This window comes from Staphylococcus cornubiensis (assembly GCF_900183575.1).
Taxonomy (GTDB): Bacteria; Bacillota; Bacilli; order Staphylococcales; family Staphylococcaceae; genus Staphylococcus; species Staphylococcus cornubiensis.
The window spans coordinates 59,600-80,376 of sequence record NZ_FXUZ01000003.1 but is presented as its reverse complement, the minus strand read 5'-3'; the positions used below and the strand labels follow the sequence as shown (position 1 = coordinate 80,376).

General features: G+C 38.9%; 21 protein-coding genes and 1 riboswitch. Of the genes, 15 read left to right on the top strand and 6 right to left on the bottom strand.

Annotated elements, in window-relative coordinates; genetic code table 11:
• Nucleotides 1-118 precede the first annotated feature (118 nt).
• From CCE82_RS04950 to CCE82_RS04940, 3 genes are all read left to right on the top strand, one after another.
• Nucleotides 119-2,443 carry a CDP-glycerol glycerophosphotransferase family protein gene (locus tag CCE82_RS04950; RefSeq protein WP_086428313.1) on the top strand — a complete coding sequence of 775 codons (2,325 nt, stop codon included), beginning with the start codon at nucleotides 119-121 and terminating at the stop codon, nucleotides 2,441-2,443.
• 22 nt (nucleotides 2,444-2,465) lie between these two features.
• A complete protein-coding gene (gene ybaK / locus CCE82_RS04945) occupies nucleotides 2,466-2,945 on the top strand; it encodes a Cys-tRNA(Pro) deacylase (RefSeq protein WP_086428312.1) in 480 nt (159 codons plus the stop codon).
• Nucleotides 2,946-3,080: 135 nt separating this feature from the next.
• On the top strand, nucleotides 3,081-3,260 hold the full coding sequence (locus CCE82_RS04940) for a VraH family peptide resistance protein (protein ID WP_026066852.1): 180 nt from the start codon (nucleotides 3,081-3,083) through the stop codon (nucleotides 3,258-3,260).
• A 361-nt stretch (nucleotides 3,261-3,621) separates the two neighbouring features.
• Here CCE82_RS04940 and CCE82_RS04935 read toward each other — a convergent pair whose 3' ends face one another.
• A complete protein-coding gene (locus CCE82_RS04935) occupies nucleotides 3,622-3,840 on the bottom strand; it encodes a DUF6007 family protein (protein ID WP_240507171.1) in 219 nt (72 codons plus the stop codon).
• A 267-nt stretch (nucleotides 3,841-4,107) separates the two neighbouring features.
• Between CCE82_RS04935 and CCE82_RS04930 the strand changes: the two genes are divergently transcribed.
• From CCE82_RS04930 to CCE82_RS04910, 5 genes are all read left to right on the top strand, one after another.
• Entirely contained in the window at nucleotides 4,108-4,860 is a 753-nt protein-coding gene (locus CCE82_RS04930) for a DeoR/GlpR family DNA-binding transcription regulator (RefSeq protein WP_086428310.1), read from the top strand.
• Nucleotides 4,860-5,783, top strand: coding sequence for a 1-phosphofructokinase (gene pfkB, locus CCE82_RS04925; protein WP_086428309.1), 924 nt, complete (start codon nucleotides 4,860-4,862; stop codon nucleotides 5,781-5,783). The genes CCE82_RS04930 and pfkB overlap by 1 nt, the downstream gene beginning before the upstream one ends.
• Nucleotide 5,784: 1 nt before the next feature.
• Nucleotides 5,785-7,683: a PTS fructose transporter subunit IIABC gene (locus tag CCE82_RS04920; protein ID WP_086428308.1), complete on the top strand. Its 1,899-nt coding sequence runs from the start codon at nucleotides 5,785-5,787 to the stop codon at nucleotides 7,681-7,683.
• Nucleotides 7,684-8,002: 319 nt separating this feature from the next.
• The gene (locus tag CCE82_RS04915) at nucleotides 8,003-9,358 is read left to right on the top strand and encodes a hemolysin family protein (protein WP_086428307.1); all 1,356 of its coding nucleotides are present in this window, start codon (nucleotides 8,003-8,005) and stop codon (nucleotides 9,356-9,358) included.
• Nucleotides 9,359-9,640: 282 nt separating this feature from the next.
• A complete protein-coding gene (locus CCE82_RS04910; RefSeq protein WP_086428306.1) occupies nucleotides 9,641-10,621 on the top strand; it encodes a glycosyltransferase family 2 protein in 981 nt (326 codons plus the stop codon).
• Between the two features lie 391 nt (nucleotides 10,622-11,012).
• On the opposite strand, the gene CCE82_RS04900 is transcribed toward CCE82_RS04910, so the two are convergent.
• From CCE82_RS04900 to queC, 5 genes are all read right to left on the bottom strand, one after another.
• Nucleotides 11,013-11,267 carry a GlsB/YeaQ/YmgE family stress response membrane protein gene (locus tag CCE82_RS04900; protein WP_086428304.1) on the bottom strand — a complete coding sequence of 85 codons (255 nt, stop codon included), beginning with the start codon at nucleotides 11,265-11,267 and terminating at the stop codon, nucleotides 11,013-11,015.
• A 70-nt stretch (nucleotides 11,268-11,337) separates the two neighbouring features.
• A complete protein-coding gene (locus CCE82_RS04895; RefSeq protein WP_086428303.1) occupies nucleotides 11,338-11,937 on the bottom strand; it encodes a hypothetical protein in 600 nt (199 codons plus the stop codon).
• A gap of 177 nt (nucleotides 11,938-12,114) precedes the next feature.
• Complete coding sequence (gene queE, locus CCE82_RS04890; RefSeq protein WP_086428302.1) at nucleotides 12,115-12,828, bottom strand: 7-carboxy-7-deazaguanine synthase QueE; 714 nt, start codon at nucleotides 12,826-12,828, stop codon at nucleotides 12,115-12,117.
• Nucleotides 12,821-13,252, bottom strand: a complete 432-nt coding sequence (queD, locus tag CCE82_RS04885; protein ID WP_086428301.1) for a 6-carboxytetrahydropterin synthase QueD — start codon at nucleotides 13,250-13,252, stop codon at nucleotides 12,821-12,823. The genes queE and queD overlap by 8 nt, the downstream gene beginning before the upstream one ends.
• Nucleotides 13,249-13,920 carry a 7-cyano-7-deazaguanine synthase QueC gene (gene queC / locus CCE82_RS04880; RefSeq protein ID WP_086428300.1) on the bottom strand — a complete coding sequence of 224 codons (672 nt, stop codon included), beginning with the start codon at nucleotides 13,918-13,920 and terminating at the stop codon, nucleotides 13,249-13,251. Before queC ends, queD begins: the two co-directional genes overlap by 4 nt.
• A gap of 78 nt (nucleotides 13,921-13,998) precedes the next feature.
• Nucleotides 13,999-14,046: riboswitch (PreQ1 riboswitch) on the bottom strand.
• Nucleotides 14,047-14,180: 134 nt separating this feature from the next.
• On the opposite strand from queC, the gene CCE82_RS04875 reads away from it, so the two are divergent.
• From CCE82_RS04875 to ltaS, 7 genes are all read left to right on the top strand, one after another.
• Entirely contained in the window at nucleotides 14,181-14,774 is a 594-nt protein-coding gene (locus CCE82_RS04875) for an anthranilate synthase component II (RefSeq protein ID WP_086428299.1), read from the top strand.
• Nucleotides 14,758-15,909: an aminodeoxychorismate synthase component I gene (pabB, locus tag CCE82_RS04870; protein ID WP_086428298.1), complete on the top strand. Its 1,152-nt coding sequence runs from the start codon at nucleotides 14,758-14,760 to the stop codon at nucleotides 15,907-15,909. The genes CCE82_RS04875 and pabB overlap by 17 nt, the downstream gene beginning before the upstream one ends.
• Nucleotides 15,906-16,520 carry an aminotransferase class IV gene (locus CCE82_RS04865; RefSeq protein WP_086428297.1) on the top strand — a complete coding sequence of 205 codons (615 nt, stop codon included), beginning with the start codon at nucleotides 15,906-15,908 and terminating at the stop codon, nucleotides 16,518-16,520. Before pabB ends, CCE82_RS04865 begins: the two co-directional genes overlap by 4 nt.
• An 8-nt stretch (nucleotides 16,521-16,528) precedes the next feature.
• Entirely contained in the window at nucleotides 16,529-16,738 is a 210-nt protein-coding gene (locus CCE82_RS04860) for a hypothetical protein (RefSeq protein WP_086428296.1), read from the top strand.
• Between the two features lie 10 nt (nucleotides 16,739-16,748).
• Entirely contained in the window at nucleotides 16,749-17,432 is a 684-nt protein-coding gene (locus CCE82_RS04855) for a 5-oxoprolinase subunit B family protein (RefSeq protein ID WP_086428295.1), read from the top strand.
• Nucleotides 17,429-18,433, top strand: a complete 1,005-nt coding sequence (locus tag CCE82_RS04850) for a 5-oxoprolinase subunit C family protein (protein ID WP_086428294.1) — start codon at nucleotides 17,429-17,431, stop codon at nucleotides 18,431-18,433. Before CCE82_RS04855 ends, CCE82_RS04850 begins: the two co-directional genes overlap by 4 nt.
• Nucleotides 18,434-18,774: 341 nt before the next feature.
• Entirely contained in the window at nucleotides 18,775-20,712 is a 1,938-nt protein-coding gene (gene ltaS, locus CCE82_RS04845; RefSeq protein ID WP_086428293.1) for a polyglycerol-phosphate lipoteichoic acid synthase LtaS, read from the top strand.
• Nucleotides 20,713-20,777: the final 65 nt, after the last annotated feature.

Genomic DNA, 20,777 nt, shown 5'->3' with positions numbered 1-20,777 from the left:
ATGAAACAGTAGATATCTCATTTGGCACGTCATCACGACAAGGGTGTCATGCGATAATCTACTGTTTTTCATGTTATAATGTTGGAAATTGAACTGAAGAAGTAGGAGCGAATACGTGATGCACATTAAAATATTAGGCTATAACATTTTCCAAAAAGGTGGCACGACACGCAGCAATCTCAATTTAATGCAAAGTTTTTTGCGTGCAGGTCATCAAGTGACATATATTAACTACATGCATTTTCAGAAACGTCAAGTGGCTCAATTGAAAGTTGAAGAAGGGCCGGCAATTGAAGACGCACAGTTTATCGCATTTCGTGGGGCAGAGACGTTAGATCAAGCAGATTTGCTCATTTTAACGCGTGAGGACTTTTTCAAATTTGCTCGAGAAGTGAAACATCGTACGCCACACATGCTTATTTTAGGTGAAGTTCACAGTCCTTTAGCGTATATCAACCCGCAAATGGATCTCGCATTAGAAGCAATCGATGCGGTGCGTGTAAGTACGCCAAAAATTGCAGAAGCGTTTCAACAGCGATATGACTACCCTTATGTTTTTCCGATGTATGTGAATCATCAACATGTGCAATTTCAACAGCAACCGATGCATCAAACACGCAATTTATTAATGAAAGCCCGTTTTGAAGATGAGATCAAAGACATTTCATATGTGTTAAAGTTGATGCGTTATCTCGTGTATACACAAGGTGAAACAAACATTCATCTCCATTTACAAGGGTATGGCCCATCATTAGAACTATACGAAAATCTCGTGGTGGCTTATCGTTTAGAAGATTATGTCCATATCAACGGAACAGAGCCGACAGATTATATTTACGTGTCGACGTCGCCATATGAAACATTCGGCTATTCCATTTTAGAAGCGATGGCACAGGGGAATCGTGTCTGTGTTTATGCAGGTGAAGATGCGGTTTTACATGATATTTATGCGTCATTTCATGCGGTGACTTGGATTACGAAATCATTAGAAAGTGACGCAGCGAAAATTGTAGAAATGATCAATGGCACGTACACAGATGCTGAACGTGAAGCGGATGTTGCGACTTTTAATGCCCGACTTGGGCAAAATCATGATACAGAGGCGTTAATCCGTCAAACTAAAGCGATAGCAGCACAGCATACAATTGTTGTGTCACAAATCGCTAAACCGAAAATGAAAGCACGTTATCAATATGTACAAAATACGGCAAAACGTGTGGCTGTTAAAATGAAAGAAACTGCAGAACAAGCACCGAAAAGTCCGTTTCGAAAAGGGTCACGATTGTATCAATTGACACGCAAAGGACTCTTTAACGTTGAAGCGCAAGTGAAAAAGTTTCAAAATCAACGTCGTCACGTGTCTGACAAAGCTGTGTTTATTGAATCATTCCACGGTAAAAACTTTTCAGGAGATCCAAAAGCGATTGCATGTGCGATGAAGCGTATGTACCCTGAATTAACCGTCTATGTGAGTGCCGCAGATCCGTTAGTAGAAATGGAAATCCGTAGTTATGACATGATACCTGTGCGATTTGGAACACGTGCTTACATCCGCGCTTTCGAACAATGTCGTTACGTTGTGATTAATGGTAATTTGTGGGACAGACTGGTCAAACATCCTGAGCAACAAGTCATTCAAACATGGCATGGTTTCCCGCTTAAACGAATGGTGAACGACTTGGTAGACGCTGTCGAACGTCAAAAGCAAGCCCAACAATTTGCGCCACGGATGCAAAAGTGGGATGTCTTGTTATCATCTTCGGAACGCTACGAAACATATATTCGCTCAGCTTTCCGACTTGATACGCATCCGAATTTGACGATTTTACGTGAAGGGGCACCTCGAAATAGTTTGTTAATACGCTATCAAAATGATGAAGCGAAATGGCTCGACATTCAAGAAAAATATTTATTCCAACGAGATGCGTCTAAAAAGTACATTTTATTTTGTCCGACTTGGCGTAAAAATGCGCGTCAATCTGTGTCCGAACTAGACATTGTCGCATTGTTGGAACGACTTCCTTCATCCTATGAAATGATTGTGAAGTTGCATCCGAATGAAGGGCATTTACGTGAACGTTATCAAAACTTGCATCCACGTGTCCATTGCTTTTTTAATGAAATGGTGGATATTCAAGAGTTATATTTAATCTCAGATGTCCTCATTTCAGACTACTCGTCAGCGATTTTTGATTATGCGCATCTCAATCGTCCTATTTTAATTCTTGATGAAGATACGGTAGATTATCAACAAGATGTCGGTTTTTATTTTGATATGCATGAATTTCCAAGTATTCAAAAAGTGACGCCGGATGTTGAAAAAATACAACAGTACATTGAGTCGACGTCAACAGTTAATCATCAAGCGGTCATTGCGCAATTAATGACGTATGATGAACTTAATTCAGATGAACGCGTCGTGCAGTCGATATTTGCGCGATAAAAGTTAGAAAGAAGGTGTAATCATGGCGAAACAAAAGAAAACGAATGCGATGCGTCAATTGGATAGAGCGAAAGTGGATTATGATATTCGTACCTTTCAAGTAGGGGATAGTCATCTTGAAGGTCATGAAGTGGCGGCGCTGATCAATGCGGATAGTGCAGAAGTGTACAAAACGCTCGTTCTTGAAAATGCAGATCATGAACACTTTGTCTTTGTCATTCCAGTGACAGCGCATTTAGATATGAAAGCAGCAGCGGCAGCAGTAAACGAAAAGAAATTGCACTTGATGCCACTTGATGACTTGAAGAAAGTGACAGGGTACGTCCGTGGTGGTTGTTCACCTATCGGGATGAAGACGCATTTTCCAACAGTTATTAATGGTACGATCGAGTTGCTCGACCGGGTCTTTGTGAGTGCGGGGCAACGTGGTGTACAAATGGGCTTAGCACCAGATGATTTAATTGAGATGAGTCGTGCAGAAGTAAAGGATGTTATTCAGTAATTTGAATATGGCATATCTGTCATATACAACCAATGTTTTACAATCATATAAGCCTCTGGACCCAGGTGTTCAGCAATGCATACATGATAGAATAGGAATGTAGCGAAGTTAAAAATGACGAATATGGAGTTGTTTATGATGAGAGTCAGAGATTATTTTGACCGTATTAAAGAGAATTTGTTAGATATGAAGGTCGGTTCTAAAAGTTTTGTGATTATGATTGTATCAATGGTGTTGTTAAGTATGATTTTTACGCCATTTATCGGTATTCCAGCTGGTGCTGTCATAGGCTCTTACGCGTACGAACGTTATTAATATCATAAAATATAAAAAAGAAGCGTGATGCGACGAAAAAGGTCGGTCACGCTTCTTTTTTGAGTTTGTATATGATGTAAATGTCAATGATAATAAACGTTCAGAAAATGAGTAAACTGACAACACTTAATATGAGTGCAATATTGGACTCTTTCGTCATAATATTTACAATGTCCAATACGACAAAACCTATAGAAATCACTAGAGAAATGACTAACGAGGTCAGCCGTGTTTTTTAACTTTTTAGCATCACCACGTCCTCCTTCAACCTACCATTGATCTACTATTATTTTAACAAAAGGTTGAAGCTATTTCGATTGTATAACGAGAACATGTTTACATCGCTCGCCATCTTAATTTTTCAATGACGTTTGCTTTTGAATTGCGCCTTAATCGTAATGAAAAGATATGATGCGCCCAGTGCACAGAATACCACAATGATGATGTTGATTATCCATTGCCACCAATGTTCTAACGGGAGATAAGAAAAGAGTACAGAGAAAGGTACGACAAAAATCAAATCTAAAATGCCAATACCTGTTAATGATTCATCAAGGTGATCCTTTTTCAAATCGAGCACGCCCCTTTTTGTATATTTCACGTATGACAACGTGTATCGACGCGCCTTTATCATAGCATGTTCTTACACTAATTAATAATCGGTTCTTGTTGGTTGAATTTGGTAAATCCAGCATAAAATTAAAATGTATTGAGATACTTGTGGTTGAATGTGACTGAAATTTGTCTTTTTTTACTATTTTATGACTGAATTTGAATTTTAATGAACGAAAATGATTGATTTGTGAAAACGGATACACTATAATGTAATTAAATTGAGGTGATAAAGTTGTTAACGGAAAAAAGGCATGAACTCATATTGACTGCATTGGAACAACATCAATTCTTATCATTGCAACATCTGATTGAATATACGGGCTCGAGTGCCTCAACGATTCGACGCGACTTATCGAAGTTACAAGATGAAGGTAAGTTGACGCGCGTGCATGGGGGTGCAAAGTTAATTGGCGAACAGAAGGAACCTGAACTTCATGAGAAAAGAACCCAACACATTGAAGAAAAGGTTGAAATTGCGAAAAGAGCAGCACAACTTGTCAATGATGGAGATTGTTTGTATTTGGATGCCGGTTCTACAACTTTAGAAATGATTCCTTTTTTAACGGCGAAAGAGATTACGGTCATCACGAATGGTTTATCACACGTTGAAGAGCTATTGAAAAAAGGGATTGCGACTAAAATTATTGGTGGCGATGTCAAAGCCAACACGCTCGCGGTAGTCGGAAGTCGTGCGGTCTCGTTTCTACAACATTATCGCTTTAATAAAGTTTTTCTAGGTGTGAATGGTATCGATTGTGAAGCGGGGCTTACCACACCGGATGAACGTGAGGCGATTGTAAAAGAAACAGCGATGAAGCACGCACAACAAACGTATATATTGGCGGATGCATCAAAGTTCAATCAACAATATTTAGCGGCGATTCACACGACAGAGCAACCGATTTTGATTACTTCGGAAAAAGCACGACATATGCATAATTTTAATGTTTATGACAACCATTTTGAAATATTAGGAGGCAAATGATGATTTATACAGTGACATTCAATCCATCTATTGATTATGTCATGTTTGTAGATGATTTTGCTGCGGGAGATTTGAATCGTACAACAGCCACTGCTAAATTTGCGGGTGGTAAAGGGATCAACGTTTCTCGCGTTTTACAAACATTACACGTTCCTTCAACGGCTTTAGGATTTATCGGTGGTTTTCCAGGTCAATTTATCGAAAACACGCTTAAAGCAGAAGGAATTCATACCGCATTTACACACGTTGATGAAGATACGCGTATCAATGTGAAGTTAAAGAGTCAAGCTGAGACAGAAATTAACGCAGCAGGCCCACATATTACTGAGGCACAGGTTGCGACGTTATTCGAACAGCTTCAAGCGACAACTTCAGAGGATATTGTCGTTGTAGCCGGAAGTGTGCCTTCAAGTTTGCCGGACACGATTTATATCGATATTGCAAAAATCACACAACAAACAGGTGCGAAACTCGTTGTTGATGCTGAAAAGTCTTTAATTGAAGGGATTTTACCATATCATCCTTTGTTTATTAAACCGAATCAGCACGAACTTGAAGCGATGTTTGACACGAAAATAGAGACAGATCAAGATGTGTTGACATACGCACGCCGTCTAGTTGATAAAGGGGCACAATCCGTCATCGTATCACTTGGTGGCGATGGTGCACTTTATGCGGACAAAGATGTGGCATACAAAATTCAAGCGCCACAAGGTCAAGTCGTGAATACAGTTGGTGCCGGTGACAGTACAGTAGCGGGGATGATTGCAGGGCTTTCTCAAAATTTCACGTTACCAGATGCTTTAACTTTGGCGATTGCATCAGGTTCTGCGACAGCATTTAACGATGATTTAGCACACTATGACACAATTCAGGAACTCCAAGCACATGTGACGATTCAACCACTTAATGAGGAGGGGTAACATGAGAATTACTGAGTTACTCACAAAAGAAACAATCGCAATGGATCTTTCAGCGACTACGAAAGATGGTGCCATTGACGAACTTGCACAACAATTAAACCAAGCAGGGAAATTAAATCACCTGGATGACTATATCGCAGCAATTCACAAACGCGAACAACAAAGTTCAACAGGTATCGGTGAAGGGATTGCCATTCCACACGCGAAAGTAGAAGCGGTAAAAACACCAGCTATCGCATTTGGTAAATCTAAAGCAGGGGTTGACTATGACAGCTTAGACATGCAACCCGCGCATTTATTCTTTATGATTGCAGCACCAGCGACAGGCGCACAAACACATTTGGATGCTTTAGCCAAATTATCGAGTGTTTTAATGGATGAAAGTGTGCGTCAAGCATTATTAGAAGCGAACTCACCTGAGGAAGTACTTGCAATTATTAATAAAGCGGACGACGAAGCAACAGACGAAGAATCAGAAATCACAGAAGATCCCGCACCGATGAATGATGACGAGCCTTATGTCCTCGCAGTAACAGCTTGTACAACAGGAATTGCACATACGTATATGGCACGTGATGCTTTGAAAAAACAAGCTGAAGAAATGGGCATTAACATTAAAGTCGAAACAAACGGTGCAAGTGGAATTAAAAATAGATTAACACAAGAAGATATTGACCGTGCGACAGGGGTTATCGTTGCGGCAGACGTTCATGTAGAAACGAATCGTTTTAATGGTAAAAACGTGGTTCAAGTCCCTGTGGCTGATGGGATTAAACGCCCGGAATCATTGATTAATAAGGCATTAGATACGACACGTAAACCATTCGTAGCAGACCAGCATCAAAGTTCAAATGATGATACTGAAAAATTAAGTGTCGGTAAAGCGATTTATAAACACTTGATGAATGGTGTATCGAATATGTTACCGCTTGTCATTGCGGGTGGTATTTTGATGGCGATTGTGTTTATGATTCATCCAGATGCAATGGATCCCAATAGTTCACACTATAACGCATTTGCCGAAACATTATGGAATATTGGGAATAAGAGTGCATTTGCTCTAATCATCCCAATTTTAGCGGGTTATATCGCGCGTAGTATTGCTGACAAACCAGGTTTCGCAGCAGGTCTTGTCGGTGGTATGTTGGCAGTTTCTGGTGGTTCAGGATTTTTAGGTGGGATTATCGCTGGTTTCTTAGCGGGTTATTTAACGCAAGGTATTAAAAAAGCAACACAAAACTTCCCACAAATGTTAGAAGGGCTCAAACCAACATTGATTTATCCAATTGTTTCGGTGACTGTCACAGGTCTATTGATGATCTATGTTTTCAATACACCAGCGGCATGGTTAAACAATGCTTTAATTTCAGGATTAAACAACTTATCAGGTAGCAATGTGGTTATTCTCGGTATTGTACTCGGTGCAATGATGGCGATTGACATGGGTGGTCCATTCAACAAAGCGGCATACGTGTTCAGTACTGCAGCGTTAACAGCAGGCAATGCAGCACCGATTACAGCAGCGATGGTTGGCGGTATGGTACCTCCAATTGCACTTGCGATAGCGATGATAATTTTCCGTTCTAAATTTACAAAAGAGCAACGTGGTTCAATCATTCCTAACTTTGTAATGGGCGCAAGTTTTATTACTGAAGGGGCTATTCCATTCGCGGCGGCAGACCCATTACGTGTCATTCCGTCAATGATGATCGGTTCAGGTGTTGCCGGCGGACTTGCGTTATTATTCGGTTCAAATATTAACGCACCACATGGTGGTTTAGTCGTGATTTTCGGTACAGACCCAGGTCACGCATTATTCACACTGCTTGCCATTTTAATTGGTGCGGTTGTCGGTGCAGTGATTTACGGTATCATCAAACAATCACCCAATAAAGCATAAACATTTTTTGAAGAGACACATGCATGGTTTTAAATCATGGGTGTGTCTTTTTTGATATACGAATCAAATACATCATAAAAAAACAAGGAATTGTCCGTCTATTGTATAAAATGGGACTCAAGTCGCACAGGTTCATAGTATAATTTCACATCAACTTATGTTATGATAAAATTAATATTTTTGTGTCTGGAGGTCGCTCAATGGGAAGGATTTAGTAAACGTTATGATGACTTGTCGCTATGGCCAAATCAATACAACATCGCTTTCTTTTGGGCGATGTCAATTAACGGAGGTGAATCCCTATCTATTAGGGAACTAATTGGATAGTACGACCATATTATACTTATTTATATTTTTTGCATTAATTGCTTTAACTACAGTCTTTGTAGGTTCTGAGTTTGCATTAGTTAAGGTGAGAGCTTCACGTGTTGAACAACTCATTGCTGAGGGAAATGGGAATGCACGTGTTGTGAAAAAAATGATTTCAAATTTAGACTATTATTTATCAGCATGTCAACTAGGGATTACAGTGACATCACTTGGACTCGGGTGGTTAGGTGAACCATTATTCGAACGCATTTTACATCCAGTGATTGAGCTGTTACACATCCCGGACGCTTTAGTTATGACAGTATCGATAGTCGTCGCTTTTACTGTCGTGACATACATTCATGTCGTGATTGGTGAATTGGCGCCAAAAAGTTTAGCGATTCAATACACAGATCGTATCGCATTGCTTTATGCAAGACCGCTTTACTATTTTGGATTGATTATGAAACCGTTAATCTGGTTGATGAATGGTTCTGCACGTTTTATCATCCGAATTTTTGGTGCAGATCCGAATGCGGGTAATGAAGCCATGTCAGAAGAAGAACTGAAAATCATTATGAACAACAGTTATCATGGTGGCGAAATTAACCAAACTGAGCTCGCATATATGCAAAATATTTTTTCATTTGACGAACGTCACGCCAAAGATATTATGGTGCCACGTACGCAAATGATTACGCTGAACGAACCTTTTAATGTTGATGAGTTACTAGAGACAATTAAAGAACATCAATTTACACGTTACCCGATTACGGAAGACGGTGATAAAGACCACATTAAAGGTTTTATTAACGTAAAAGAATTTTTAACGGAATATGCGTCAGGTGTACCGATTAAAATTAGTAATTATATTCATGAATTGCCAATGATTTCAGAGTCTACACGTATTAGCGATGCACTTGTACGTATGCAACGTGAACATGTGCACATCAGTTTAATTATTGACGAATACGGTGGAACGGCTGGGATTTTAACGATGGAAGATATTTTAGAGGAAATCGTCGGTGAAATTCGAGATGAGTTTGACGATGATGAAGTCAATGATATTGTGAAGTTAGATGAACAGACTTACCAAATTAATGGGCGTGTGTTGCTCAGTGACTTAGAAGAAATGTTTGGCATTGTCTTTGAAGATTCAGAAGACATTGATACGATTGGAGGTTGGCTTCAAGCGCAAAATACCGATCTCGAACAAGATGATTTTGTCGATACGGTGCATGATAGATGGGTTATTTCTGAAATTGAAAACCATCAAATTATCCATGTGTTATTGCGTTACGAATACAACCAAGAGCGTATGAAAAGTGAAGACGATGAAGATGAGTTCTTAAAAGACGAATCTTAATTGAGGGCGCTTTTAAAAAGAATGAAAAGTATCAAAATTTTCGTTTTCAATTTCCTCAAATGAGTATTTGCAAGTGTGTCAGAGCAATCGGAGACATGTGCACAAGTAACTGAACAACATTGTATGAAATTGTTTCTATGTAGAGCGGACATACGAAATCTAATGTGAACGTTAGAATTCTATGCCGCTTTTTTATTTTGAAAGTGATAGTTATGTTTTTAAAGCAAAGGGGTAGAAACAAGGGATAGTAGATAGAAAAAGTTAATGGAGTAGGTGCACAAAATGAAATTACGTGTGATTGTACCGTGTTTTAATGAAACGGACGTCTTACATCAAACGATTCAAGAATTATCAGAAATACTAGAAAGAGATAGCGTCGAGCAATCTTATGATTACGACATGTTGTTTGTTGATGATGGGAGTCAAGACGATACGATAATGCTTCTTCAACAAGCAGCTGCACAGTCGCCACATGTGAAGTTCATTTCATTTAGTCGAAATTTTGGAAAAGAAGCCGCAATGATTGCGGGGTTTGAACATAGTACAGATTGTGATGCAGTTGTCATGATTGATGCTGATTTACAACATCCGCCTGAGCTGATACCGGAGATGGTCAAAGCGTATCGCGAAGGCTACGATCAAATTATTGCCAAACGTAATCGTACCGGTGAACATGCGTCGCGCAAATGGATGACGCGTTTGTATTATAAAATGATTAACTATTTCATTGAAGATATTGAGTTAGAAGACGGCGTGGGTGATTTTAGAATGTTAAGTCAACGTGCCGTGCGTTCATTAGTACGTTTAGGGGAGTACAATCGTTTCTCAAAAGGGCTCTTTTCGTGGATCGGCTATAACAGTAAGGTCATTCACTATGAAAATGTAGAGCGTGAAGCGGGCGAATCAAAATGGTCATTTGGTAGTTTGCTTAATTATGCAATAGATGGTTTAATTTCGTTTAATTATAAGCCACTACGTACAATGATTTATTTAGGATTACTCATTTTTGGCATGAGTATGATTTACATTATTTACCTCTTTATTGATACATTGATTCATGGTATTGATGTGCCAGGTTACTTTACGATGATTGCAGCAGTGTTGTTTATCGGTGGTATCCAGCTCGTATCAATAGGTGTGATTGGTGAATATATCGGACGCATTTATTATGAAGTAAAACAACGACCGAAGTATATTGTGGAGGCATCGAATGTTCAAATGCCAACTCATCATGATGAAGCGAAACAAGACATGTCATTATAGAGGGCGTGTTGGGTTTTCCGGTTCATCTGATTTCTCGGGAATTTTGGGTATTTTGGCAACTTTTGAAGAAGTTTTCGAATTAAATAAAAAAGTTTTCGGGGTTAGGACATAAAAAATTTTAAGCCTCAATCCATTCAAAGGTTTATGATTCGTTAATGACTCTAAAGTAGTCGGAAATTGAGGGTGAATGGCATACAAAAATATTGCATTAATCACATCAAAAATTTTTATGTCCCCTCCCACTTGTCGTTTTGTTATTATAAAAAATGAATACAAAAAAGGTGTAGATGTTTGAAGACTTTGAATAACAAAGATTTCGTCATCTACACCTTTATACTGTATCTATAACAGTACATGATTCATTCAATCGCATATGAATCAACATGCTAGCTTATTTTTTACCACGCATTTTGCCTAAAATTAATGAAGCTAATGCGATTAAAATAATTGCACCAATTAACGCTGGTAAAATGTATACGCCACCGAATTCTGGACCCCAATGGCCTAATAACCAACTACCAATCGCAGAACCGATTAAACCTGCGATAATATTTCCGAGGATACCTCCTGGAACATCTTTACCTAAAATTGCACCAGCAGCCCAACCAATGAGACCGCCGACAATTAACATCACTATAAAACCCATAGTAAATGCCTCCTTTTATATTCTAAACTATGATAAGGCTCAATTAATACATACCACGCCTAACTGTTTTTTAATCATCTTTTTCTAAAATAAATATTTTTTCTAACAAAAAGATGAGGAAGAGGCACGCGTAAATGATGAGATATAAGTACCAAAAAGGTGTCAATAACATCATGAGCATCATAGATAATATAATGAAACAAGCACCGATTAATAATGGGTTTTTAATTTTTAAATGTCGATACAAAGATTCAAAGCGTGGCGAATGTAGCACGCTCGAAAACTGTAAAATGGCACCGAATAAAAAGATTGCAGGTGCTAAATATGGAACAGACATATAAATGGATTGGTCTGCCGTTTGTGCCATAACAACAAATAAAATGCTGATGATCATAGTGATAATACCAGTGAAAAATTTTTGGTTTTGAATTTTAAAGATACGAACTGTACGGTCTAAATAAATTTGCAAGATGAACCAAGTCAAATACATTAAAAAGGTACTCAGTGTAATAAAATTCAGCTGGTCCAACAAAATAGGATTCAGTAAACTATTTAAAGTAATTGCAAATAATAAAGCACTTAAACGTACGTATTGGTACTGATGTCGATACATATCAATGAGAAATACCCCAACAACGATAACGATATTTAAGATGACAAATAAGGCCATTGCGTTCTCCTAACTTTTCACAATTCATTACACTATTATATCAATATCACTGTGGATAAGCATTTAATAACACTTTTAAAATATTGATTTTACATAACACTTTTAACGAAAAACCATTTTTGGGGTTAGTAACGTATGAATGACTCGGCATAAGCATTTCCTACGTATGCACAAAAATTAAACGCCTTTTTGATTACTCCATATTAATGTGTGCAGTTGTGGTAAGACGAACACTTCATTCATTTCCGCATCCGCTGTCACTCGGTCGATTAACTGTTCGTAACGTTCGAGCAGTTTTGCCGTATGCTGTTCAACATGCTCCTCTAAATAAGGGTTGCCCACTTGTAAATAAAATGGAATGTTTGGATAACGTTGGTGAATCATTTTCGCAAAGTCATAATCTGTATCGTCAAATACGACGACTTTTAAATTGATGCGTGATGTATCTAGTTGTTCAATGACTGCATCTAAACGCGACAGATTTTGTTGCATGCCTGAACTTGGCGGTTTAGGTGAAAGGGTCAAGTCATTGATTTGGCGCATCCAAGGTTGGAATTGCGATCCTTGTGTTTCAAGCGCAGTACGGATATCGTTTGCTTCACACAAATCTACAAATGATTGTAACCCTTTAATTAAAGCAGGGTTCCCTCCAGATATCGTCACGTGATTAAAACGATCGCCACCAATGTTTCTCAGTTGGGCTAAAATGTCTTCTGCTGCCATCATTTCAATTTCATCTTTCATACTGCCGTCCCAAGTGAATTTTGAATCGCACCAACTACAGCGAAAGTCACAACCTGCAGTACGGACGAACATCGTTTTACGACCGATGACTTTACCTTCACCTTGAATGGTTGGACCAAAAATTTCGAGTACAGGTATTTTAGCCATGACGTTGCTCCTTATTTTTAGGGCGATATACGACATAACTAGTAGGTGTCTCACGTAAAAACACTTGCAAGCATTTTGGTGCGTTTGGCAATTCTTCTAAACGTGCACTGACAATGTCATAAATCGTTTGTGCCACAATTTCCGTAGATGGACTTTTCCCTTGAAATGGTGCTAAGTCGTTCAGAAGATAATGATCGAATCGGTCGTGAATTAAGCTTTTTAACTCACTAAAATTAATTAAAAACCCCATACTGTCCAGCTCATCTCCGCCGATAGTTAAATTAACAAAGTACGTATGGCCGTGGACACGTGTACATTTTCCAGCACGTTCGTCAGGAATAAAGTGTGCTGCGGAAAAGTTAAAGTCTTTATTCAGTTCATACATATAATCATGGTCAACTTGTGGATAAATTTGTTGCATCATCGTACTTCACTCTCTTTCTCAGCAAGATATTGGTCAAGACCGCGCTGTCTTAATTGGCATGCCGGACATTCGCCACAGCCTTCTGCGATAATGCCGTTATAACACGTTAATGTACGGTCACGCACGTAATCGAGTACACCTAAATCGTCACTTAATGCCCAAGTTTCTTTTTTATTGAGCCACATGAGCGGTGTATGTATGACAAAATCACGATCCATTGCTAAATTCAATGTCACGTTCATCGACTTAATGAAACTGTCGCGACAATCTGGATAACCGGAAAAATCCGTTTCGCATACACCTGTAATGAGATGTTTTGCACCGATTTGGTACGCTAATGCACCGGCAAAAGATAAGAAAAGTAAGTTTCGGGCAGGGACAAAAGTGTTAGGGACATCATTATGGTTGTCGATGGTCATATCATGTGATGTGAGCGCGTTAGGTGTCAGTTGGGAGAGCAATGCCATATCGAGTACGTGATGTTTGAGTCCTTGATCTTGTGCGATTTCTTTTGCGACTTCGATTTCTTTCGCATGACGCTGACCGTATTCAAATGTAACCAGTTCAACTTCTTTAAAATGTTTTTTAGCATAGAAGAGACATGTCGTACTGTCTTGTCCGCCGCTAAATACTACAAGTGCCTTTTCGTTATTGAGCACTTCTGACATGATTGATCGCTCCTTTTGTAGAGAAGCTCCTAAAATAAGGCATAAAAAAAGCCGTCACTATAAAAAATAGACGGTGAGGTGTGTCTAGTTTTTTATAGAGGGTTGGTAGCTAGGAACCTCTGCAATTCAATTCTGTTCCATACTGTAATACATTTAGCAAGATAAATCAAGTCGTGCTCTGCTGATTATCACTTCAATTTTGTCAATTAGGTCGACATTTGTGATAATAGAAGTATTAAAGAAAGAACGAGGCAAAAACTATGATAGTGATGATAGATAATAAAGATTCTTTTACGTATAATATTGTTGACTATGTAGAATATGAGAGTCAGCAACCTGTCACGGCAATCGATGTCGAGGCTGTTTCTATTGCGACATTAAAAGAGATGCAACCGACAGCACTCATTATTTCTCCTGGACCTGGTGCGCCAGAAGATTACCCGATTCTTTTTGAAGTGGTGAAGGCTTTTGAATCGACGACACCGATTTTGGGCGTGTGTTTAGGATTTCAATTATTAGTGACGTATTATGGTGGGAAAATCATTCATGCGCCGCGACCTGTTCATGGTCATACGACGCGTATCCGTCATGACCAATCGTTGTTATTTGATGGGTTACCTGAGGAGTTTGAGGTGATGCGTTACCATTCATTAATGGCAGATTCGACGACGATTGGGGCACCTCTCGTTGTGTCAGCACAAAATGAAGAAGGTATTGTGATGGCAGTACGTCATAAGTCACGACCAATATATGGGGTCCAATATCATCCTGAGTCTATTTTATCTGAATACGGTCACGAACAAATACGAAACTTTTTGAGAAAATCGGGGGTTCATCATGGTTGTGAAGTTTAATTATAAATATTATAACGATCCGGATACGACCACGACGTATCAATATCATTTTGAAGAACCGCTTCATACAGGCGTTGCACGAGAGCTGAAGCAAGTGGGCCAAGTGGTTGATGAGGCGGCACAGTACCAACAACAAGGGTATTACGTCGCACTATATTTGCCATATGAAGCGGCACCGTATTTTCATGAAGATTTTCAAACTTATACACCAGAAAACCATATTTACGCAGCGTATTATGTTTTTGAACAACCCGTTGACGCTGAAAAAAATGCACCAACTGAACCGCAACAACAAAGAGGACTTGGCGGCCATTTTCAATTTATGGATAGTCAAAAGACGATTACGCAACATATTCGTACGATACACGATGAAATTACAGCAGGCTGGACGTACCAAGTGAACTATACGACACGTCTTAAAAGCTTTGATCAGATGTCGATTTCAGCGATGTATGAACGATTGACACAACAAACGAATGGCGACTACACAGTGCTCATCGACACAGCAGAAGTGAAGGTCGCATCGATTTCGCCAGAACTCTTTTTTCAAGTGGGTGACTTTGGTGAAAATGGTAGAACAGTGGTCAGCAAACCGATGAAAGGGACGATGCCACGAGGGGCGACGGTTGAAGAAGATGAACGTCATGCAAAAATCTTACGAGAATCTCAAAAAGATCGTGCTGAAAATGTGATGATTGTCGATTTATTACGTAATGATATTGCGCGAGTGGCCGAACGAGGTAGTGTGAAAGTGTACCATCCATTCGCGATTGAACGTTATCAAACTGTTTTTCAAATGACGACGATGGTGACTGGACGTGTTTCGGACACGACGACGTATCAAACGTTACTAGGCGCACTTTTCCCGTGTGGTTCTATTACAGGTGCACCAAAAGTGAATACGATGCGCATTATTCATCGTCTTGAAACAACGCCACGTCATATTTATTGTGGGGCTATCGGTTTGTTACATCCGAATGGACGCGCGATTTTTAATGTGCCAATACGGACAGTCGAACAAATCAATGACACATTGTATTACGGCGTTGGTGCAGGGATTACGATAGATTCTGATCCAAAGCAAGAATATGCAGAATTTCATGCGAAAACGAAAATATTAGAGGGATTACGATGAATTTATTTGAAACGATGCGACTGGACAATGGTGAGATACCAAGACTTGCATATCATACTGAACGAATACAGCATGCAAGCACACAACTCGGAATGCCCTTTGTATTATCACAATGGCGCCAAACGATACAACAATTATGTGAAGCATACCCAAGCGGTCAATATCGTGTGAAGGTCATCCTTGAACCGATTGGAGCAATCTATACAGAAATAAGTGTATTGCAAGAAACGACAACGATGACGGCGCAATTTGTTCCAATGAAGCGAGATATACCAGAATGGCAACGCGTGTATAAAACATCTGAACGCAATCATGTAGCGCATGCGCACACGACGCAACTCGCTTTGTTCTATGATGAGGGCACGGATAAAGTGCTTGAATTTGATATTGGCAATGTCGTCCTTACAATAGAAGGCACACATTATACACCTGTATACGAAAAAGACTTTTTACAAGGGTGTATGCGCCGTGCTTTGTTAGCTGACCAGCAAATAACGGAAAAACATTTGACGACGGCGATGGTAAAAGAAGCACTACAACAAGGCGGTCAACTATGGATGATCAATAGTTTGCGTGAGTGGGTGCCCATTACGCTTGAACATATAAAGTAGGTGATTGAATGATTGCGCTCTATATTTTAGGATTTCTTATCGTGATGTGGATCGGTCAAATCGTTTCACAACGGCTTGTTTCCCGTCAATATCGCTTATGGGTTTACTTGTGGATGCTAGGAATACTTGTCATTCAATGCATGCTGATCTATGGTTTTGTCGGTGAACTCACACAATATACACGCGAAATTTTAAGTTTATTTTATGATGAAAATTAGAGGTGGAAAAATGAAGGTTTATAGTCAAGGGGATCAGGCGATTGTCGTATCATTAAAAGGGGACGTGACGCCAGCCGCTACTGAAAAGTTACTGTTGATACGTCACTGTTTATTAAAACAAAACTATCCATTTATTACTGAAATCGTACCGACTGAAACGGATATGTTGATTTCTTATGATGCGCGAATGATGATGAAACATTTGAATATTACGTCGCCATTTTTACATATGAAAGCAGTGATTGAAAATATTGATACACACGAGATGACGTTAGACAAAGAAATCCATTGTGTTAAAGTGCCGATTGTGTATGGTGGAGCGCACGGCCCGCATTTAGACATGATTTTAAAAGAACTGAATATGGACCGTCAAACGTTTATTGATATACATACTGGTGCAGACTATTTCGTTTCGATGATGGGATATTCGCCAGGCTTTCCTTATTTAGCAGGTTTAGATCCACAGATTATTGTGAATCATACCGCAACTGAACCACGTTTAATTCCAGCTGGATCGGTCATTTTAGAAAACAATAAATGTGGAATCACAACGACTGAAACATATAGTGACTGGCTTGTTATTGGCTATACATCATTGCCATTATTCAATCCTAAAAAAGAGGATTTCGCTTTGATTTCATTGGGGGATCACGTGAAATTTTTTGAAGTACAAGCAGGAGGTAACGACGCATGACAATCATAATAGAAGACAGTGGGCTGTTCTCAAGTTTTCAAGACTTTGGACGTGAAGGCTATGAACATATGGGCGTCATTCGGAGTGGTGCGCTAGATGTACTGGCTCACGAAATTGCCAATCGATTAGTAGGTAATGACCGGAATGAAGCGACACTCGAAATGAACAATCAAATGGCTCGAATTCGCTTTACAGAACCGACGCTCATCGCGTTGTCTGGTGCGCAAGGATTAGCCCATACAGATGAGATGCGCGTGCAAATGAATAAACTGTATTTAATGAATAAAGGTGACGTGTTATCTTTTGATCATTTACGTCGTGGTTCTCGTTTGTATTTAGCTGTTGCGGGTGGTTTTGAACTTGATCAATGGCTCGGCTCCACTTCAACAGATACGATTTCGGGGATGGGTGGTTTTCAAGGACGTCGTTTACAAGCGGGTGACGCCATTGAACTTAAACGTGACTACAATGCGCGCCACCGTCAGTTGTTCAAAAACTTAGCACAGCGTAAAACAGTCGATTGGGGTGTCGATGGTTATGCGTTGTCGTTCAACTATTTGTCAGACGTCGTGCATGTCATTCCGAATAAAGGAACAGAAGATTTTGAAGCGGAAGTGCTCCGTCAATTCACAAATGGCGAGTATCAAGTGACAAGTAAAGCGAATCGAATGGGTGTCGTATTAGAAGGGATGCCGATTAAAGCCTATTATGAAGATATGCCGCCACACCAGTCCGTTAAACGAGGCACGATTCAGGTGAAAAAAGAAGGCGCACCTGTTATTTTGTTAAATGATCATTATACATTAGGCAGTTATCCGCAAATTGGTACGATTGCGTCATATCATTTATCTAAAATTGCACAAAAACGTCAAGGTTCGAAAATTAAATTTCAGTTTATTGATGTGTTACAAGCTGAACAAAACTTAGTGAAATATCATAAATGGCGTAAGCAGTTGTTCCAAGGTATCGAATTTAGAATGCAAAAAGAAATGTTGAAATAAGTACATTTGACAGAAAGATAAACAGATACTACTTGAGTCCGAGTACAATGTGCGCGCATTACTTTATAATAAGTACATTCGATATTTAAATTAAAATCCTTTGATGAAGGGAATATAAAGCGATTATAAAGGCAATGTGAAGTTGCGATGAATATCATCTATGCAAACGGTTTTCACTTGAAATTTTATGTTAACTCCTATATATTGTTATATTGAAATTACTGTTGAATATTACAAATTGATTACAAAAAGCCAAAAAGCTAAGTAGAACTTTTACAATCTTAGTGTATACGATAAATAAATCAACTTTGATGATCAGAATTAAATACGGGGGAACAATTATGGATAAAGGAAAAAAGAAAATAGGCATTTTTACGTTTTTCCTACTCATGGTTTTAACAATCGCGTTAAAAACGTATTTTGCTTATTATGTGGACTTATCACTTGGCGTGAAAGGTTTAACACAAAATTTAATTTTATTAATGAACCCATACAGTTTAGTTGCACTTATTTTAAGTGTGTTCTTGTTCTTTAAAGGACGTAAGGCATATTGGTTCATGTTTATTGGCGGGTTTTTGTTAACCTTTTTACTGTATGCCAATGTCGTGTATTTCCGCTTTTTCTCGGATTTCATTACATTTAGTACATTAAACCAAGTCAGCAATGTAGACTCTATGGGCGGTGCAGTGGGTGCCTCATTCCAATGGTATGACTTTGTCTACTTCAGTGACCTTATCGTTTACTTATTTGTACTCGTGTTCAAACGTAAATGGTTAAGTCGCAATGTTTTTCAGAAAAAGTTTGTACCAGTTGTGATGGCTACAGCAGTTGCGTTATTTTTCTTAAACTTAGCGTTTGCTGAAACAGACCGACCTGAGTTATTAACACGTACATTTGACCATAAATATCTTGTGAAATACTTAGGACCATACAATTTTACAGTTTATGATGGTGTCAAAACTGTACAAAACAATCAACAAAAAGCACTCGCTTCTGAAGATGATTTAACAGAAGTATTGAATTATACAAAACAAAAACGAACAGAACCGAATATGGAATACTATGGGAAAGCTAAAGGCAAAAATGTGATTAAAATCCATTTAGAAAGTTTCCAAACATTCCTAATCAATAAAAAGATTCACGGTGAAGAAGTGACGCCATTTTTAAATAAATTGTCATCAGGTAATGAAGATTTTAGATATTACCCACATTTCTATCACCAAACAGGACAAGGTAAAACTTCAGATGCTGAGTTCACAATGGACAACAGTTTATATGGATTACCTCAAGGTTCGGCCTTTTCACTAAAAAGTGATAATACGTATGAGTCGCTACCAGCAATTATGCACCAAAAACAAGGTTATACAACGAATGTCATGCATGGTGACTACAAAACGTTCTGGAACCGTGACCAAGTTTACCGTCATTTCGGTATAGATAAGTTCTACGATGCGACATACTTTGACATGTCACCAGAAAACTTAGAAAACCTCGGTTTAAAAGATAAGGTGTTCTTTAAAGAAGCGGCGAATTACTTATCTAAAGAAAAACAACCTTTCTATTCGCATTTAATTACGTTGACAAACCACTATCCATTTACTTTAAGTGATGAAGACGCAACAATTGCGAAAGGGGATACAGGGAACTCAACGGTTGATGGTTACATTCAAACAGCGCGTTACTTAGATGAGTCGTTAGAACAGTTCATTAATGATTTGAAAGAACGTGGTTTATACGATGACTCAGTGATTATGATTTATGGTGACCACTATGGTATTTCAGAAAATCATAACAAAGCGATGTCACAACTATTAGGCGAAGAGATTACACCAGCGAAATTCAATGACTTGAATGCGACTGGTTTCTGGTTAAAAGCACCAGGCGTCGAACCTAAAGTGGATGACACATACGCAGGACAAGTTGACGTGATGCCAACGTTACTTCACTTGTTAGGTATTGATACGAAAAACTACCTCATGTTTGGTACAGACATGTTGTCGAAAGACCATAAAGAACTCGTACCATTCCGTAATGGTGATTTCGTGACAAGAAATTATAAATATGTGAACGGTAAAGCTTATAGTAACAAAGATAATCAACCTTTAGAACAGATGCCAGCAGACCTTGATAAGAATAAGAAGCAGGTTCAACACGATTTAGAAATGAGCGATAAAGTCTTAAACGGTGACTTATTCCGATTCTATGACAATCCTGATTTCGATAAGGTGAACCCAGCAGATTATAAATATCCTACAGGTCCAAAAGCAAATCAAAAATAAATGAATCATGGCAGGAAAGTGTACAAATCAGTGCATTTTCCTGTTTTTTCGTATTTCAGTCAAGG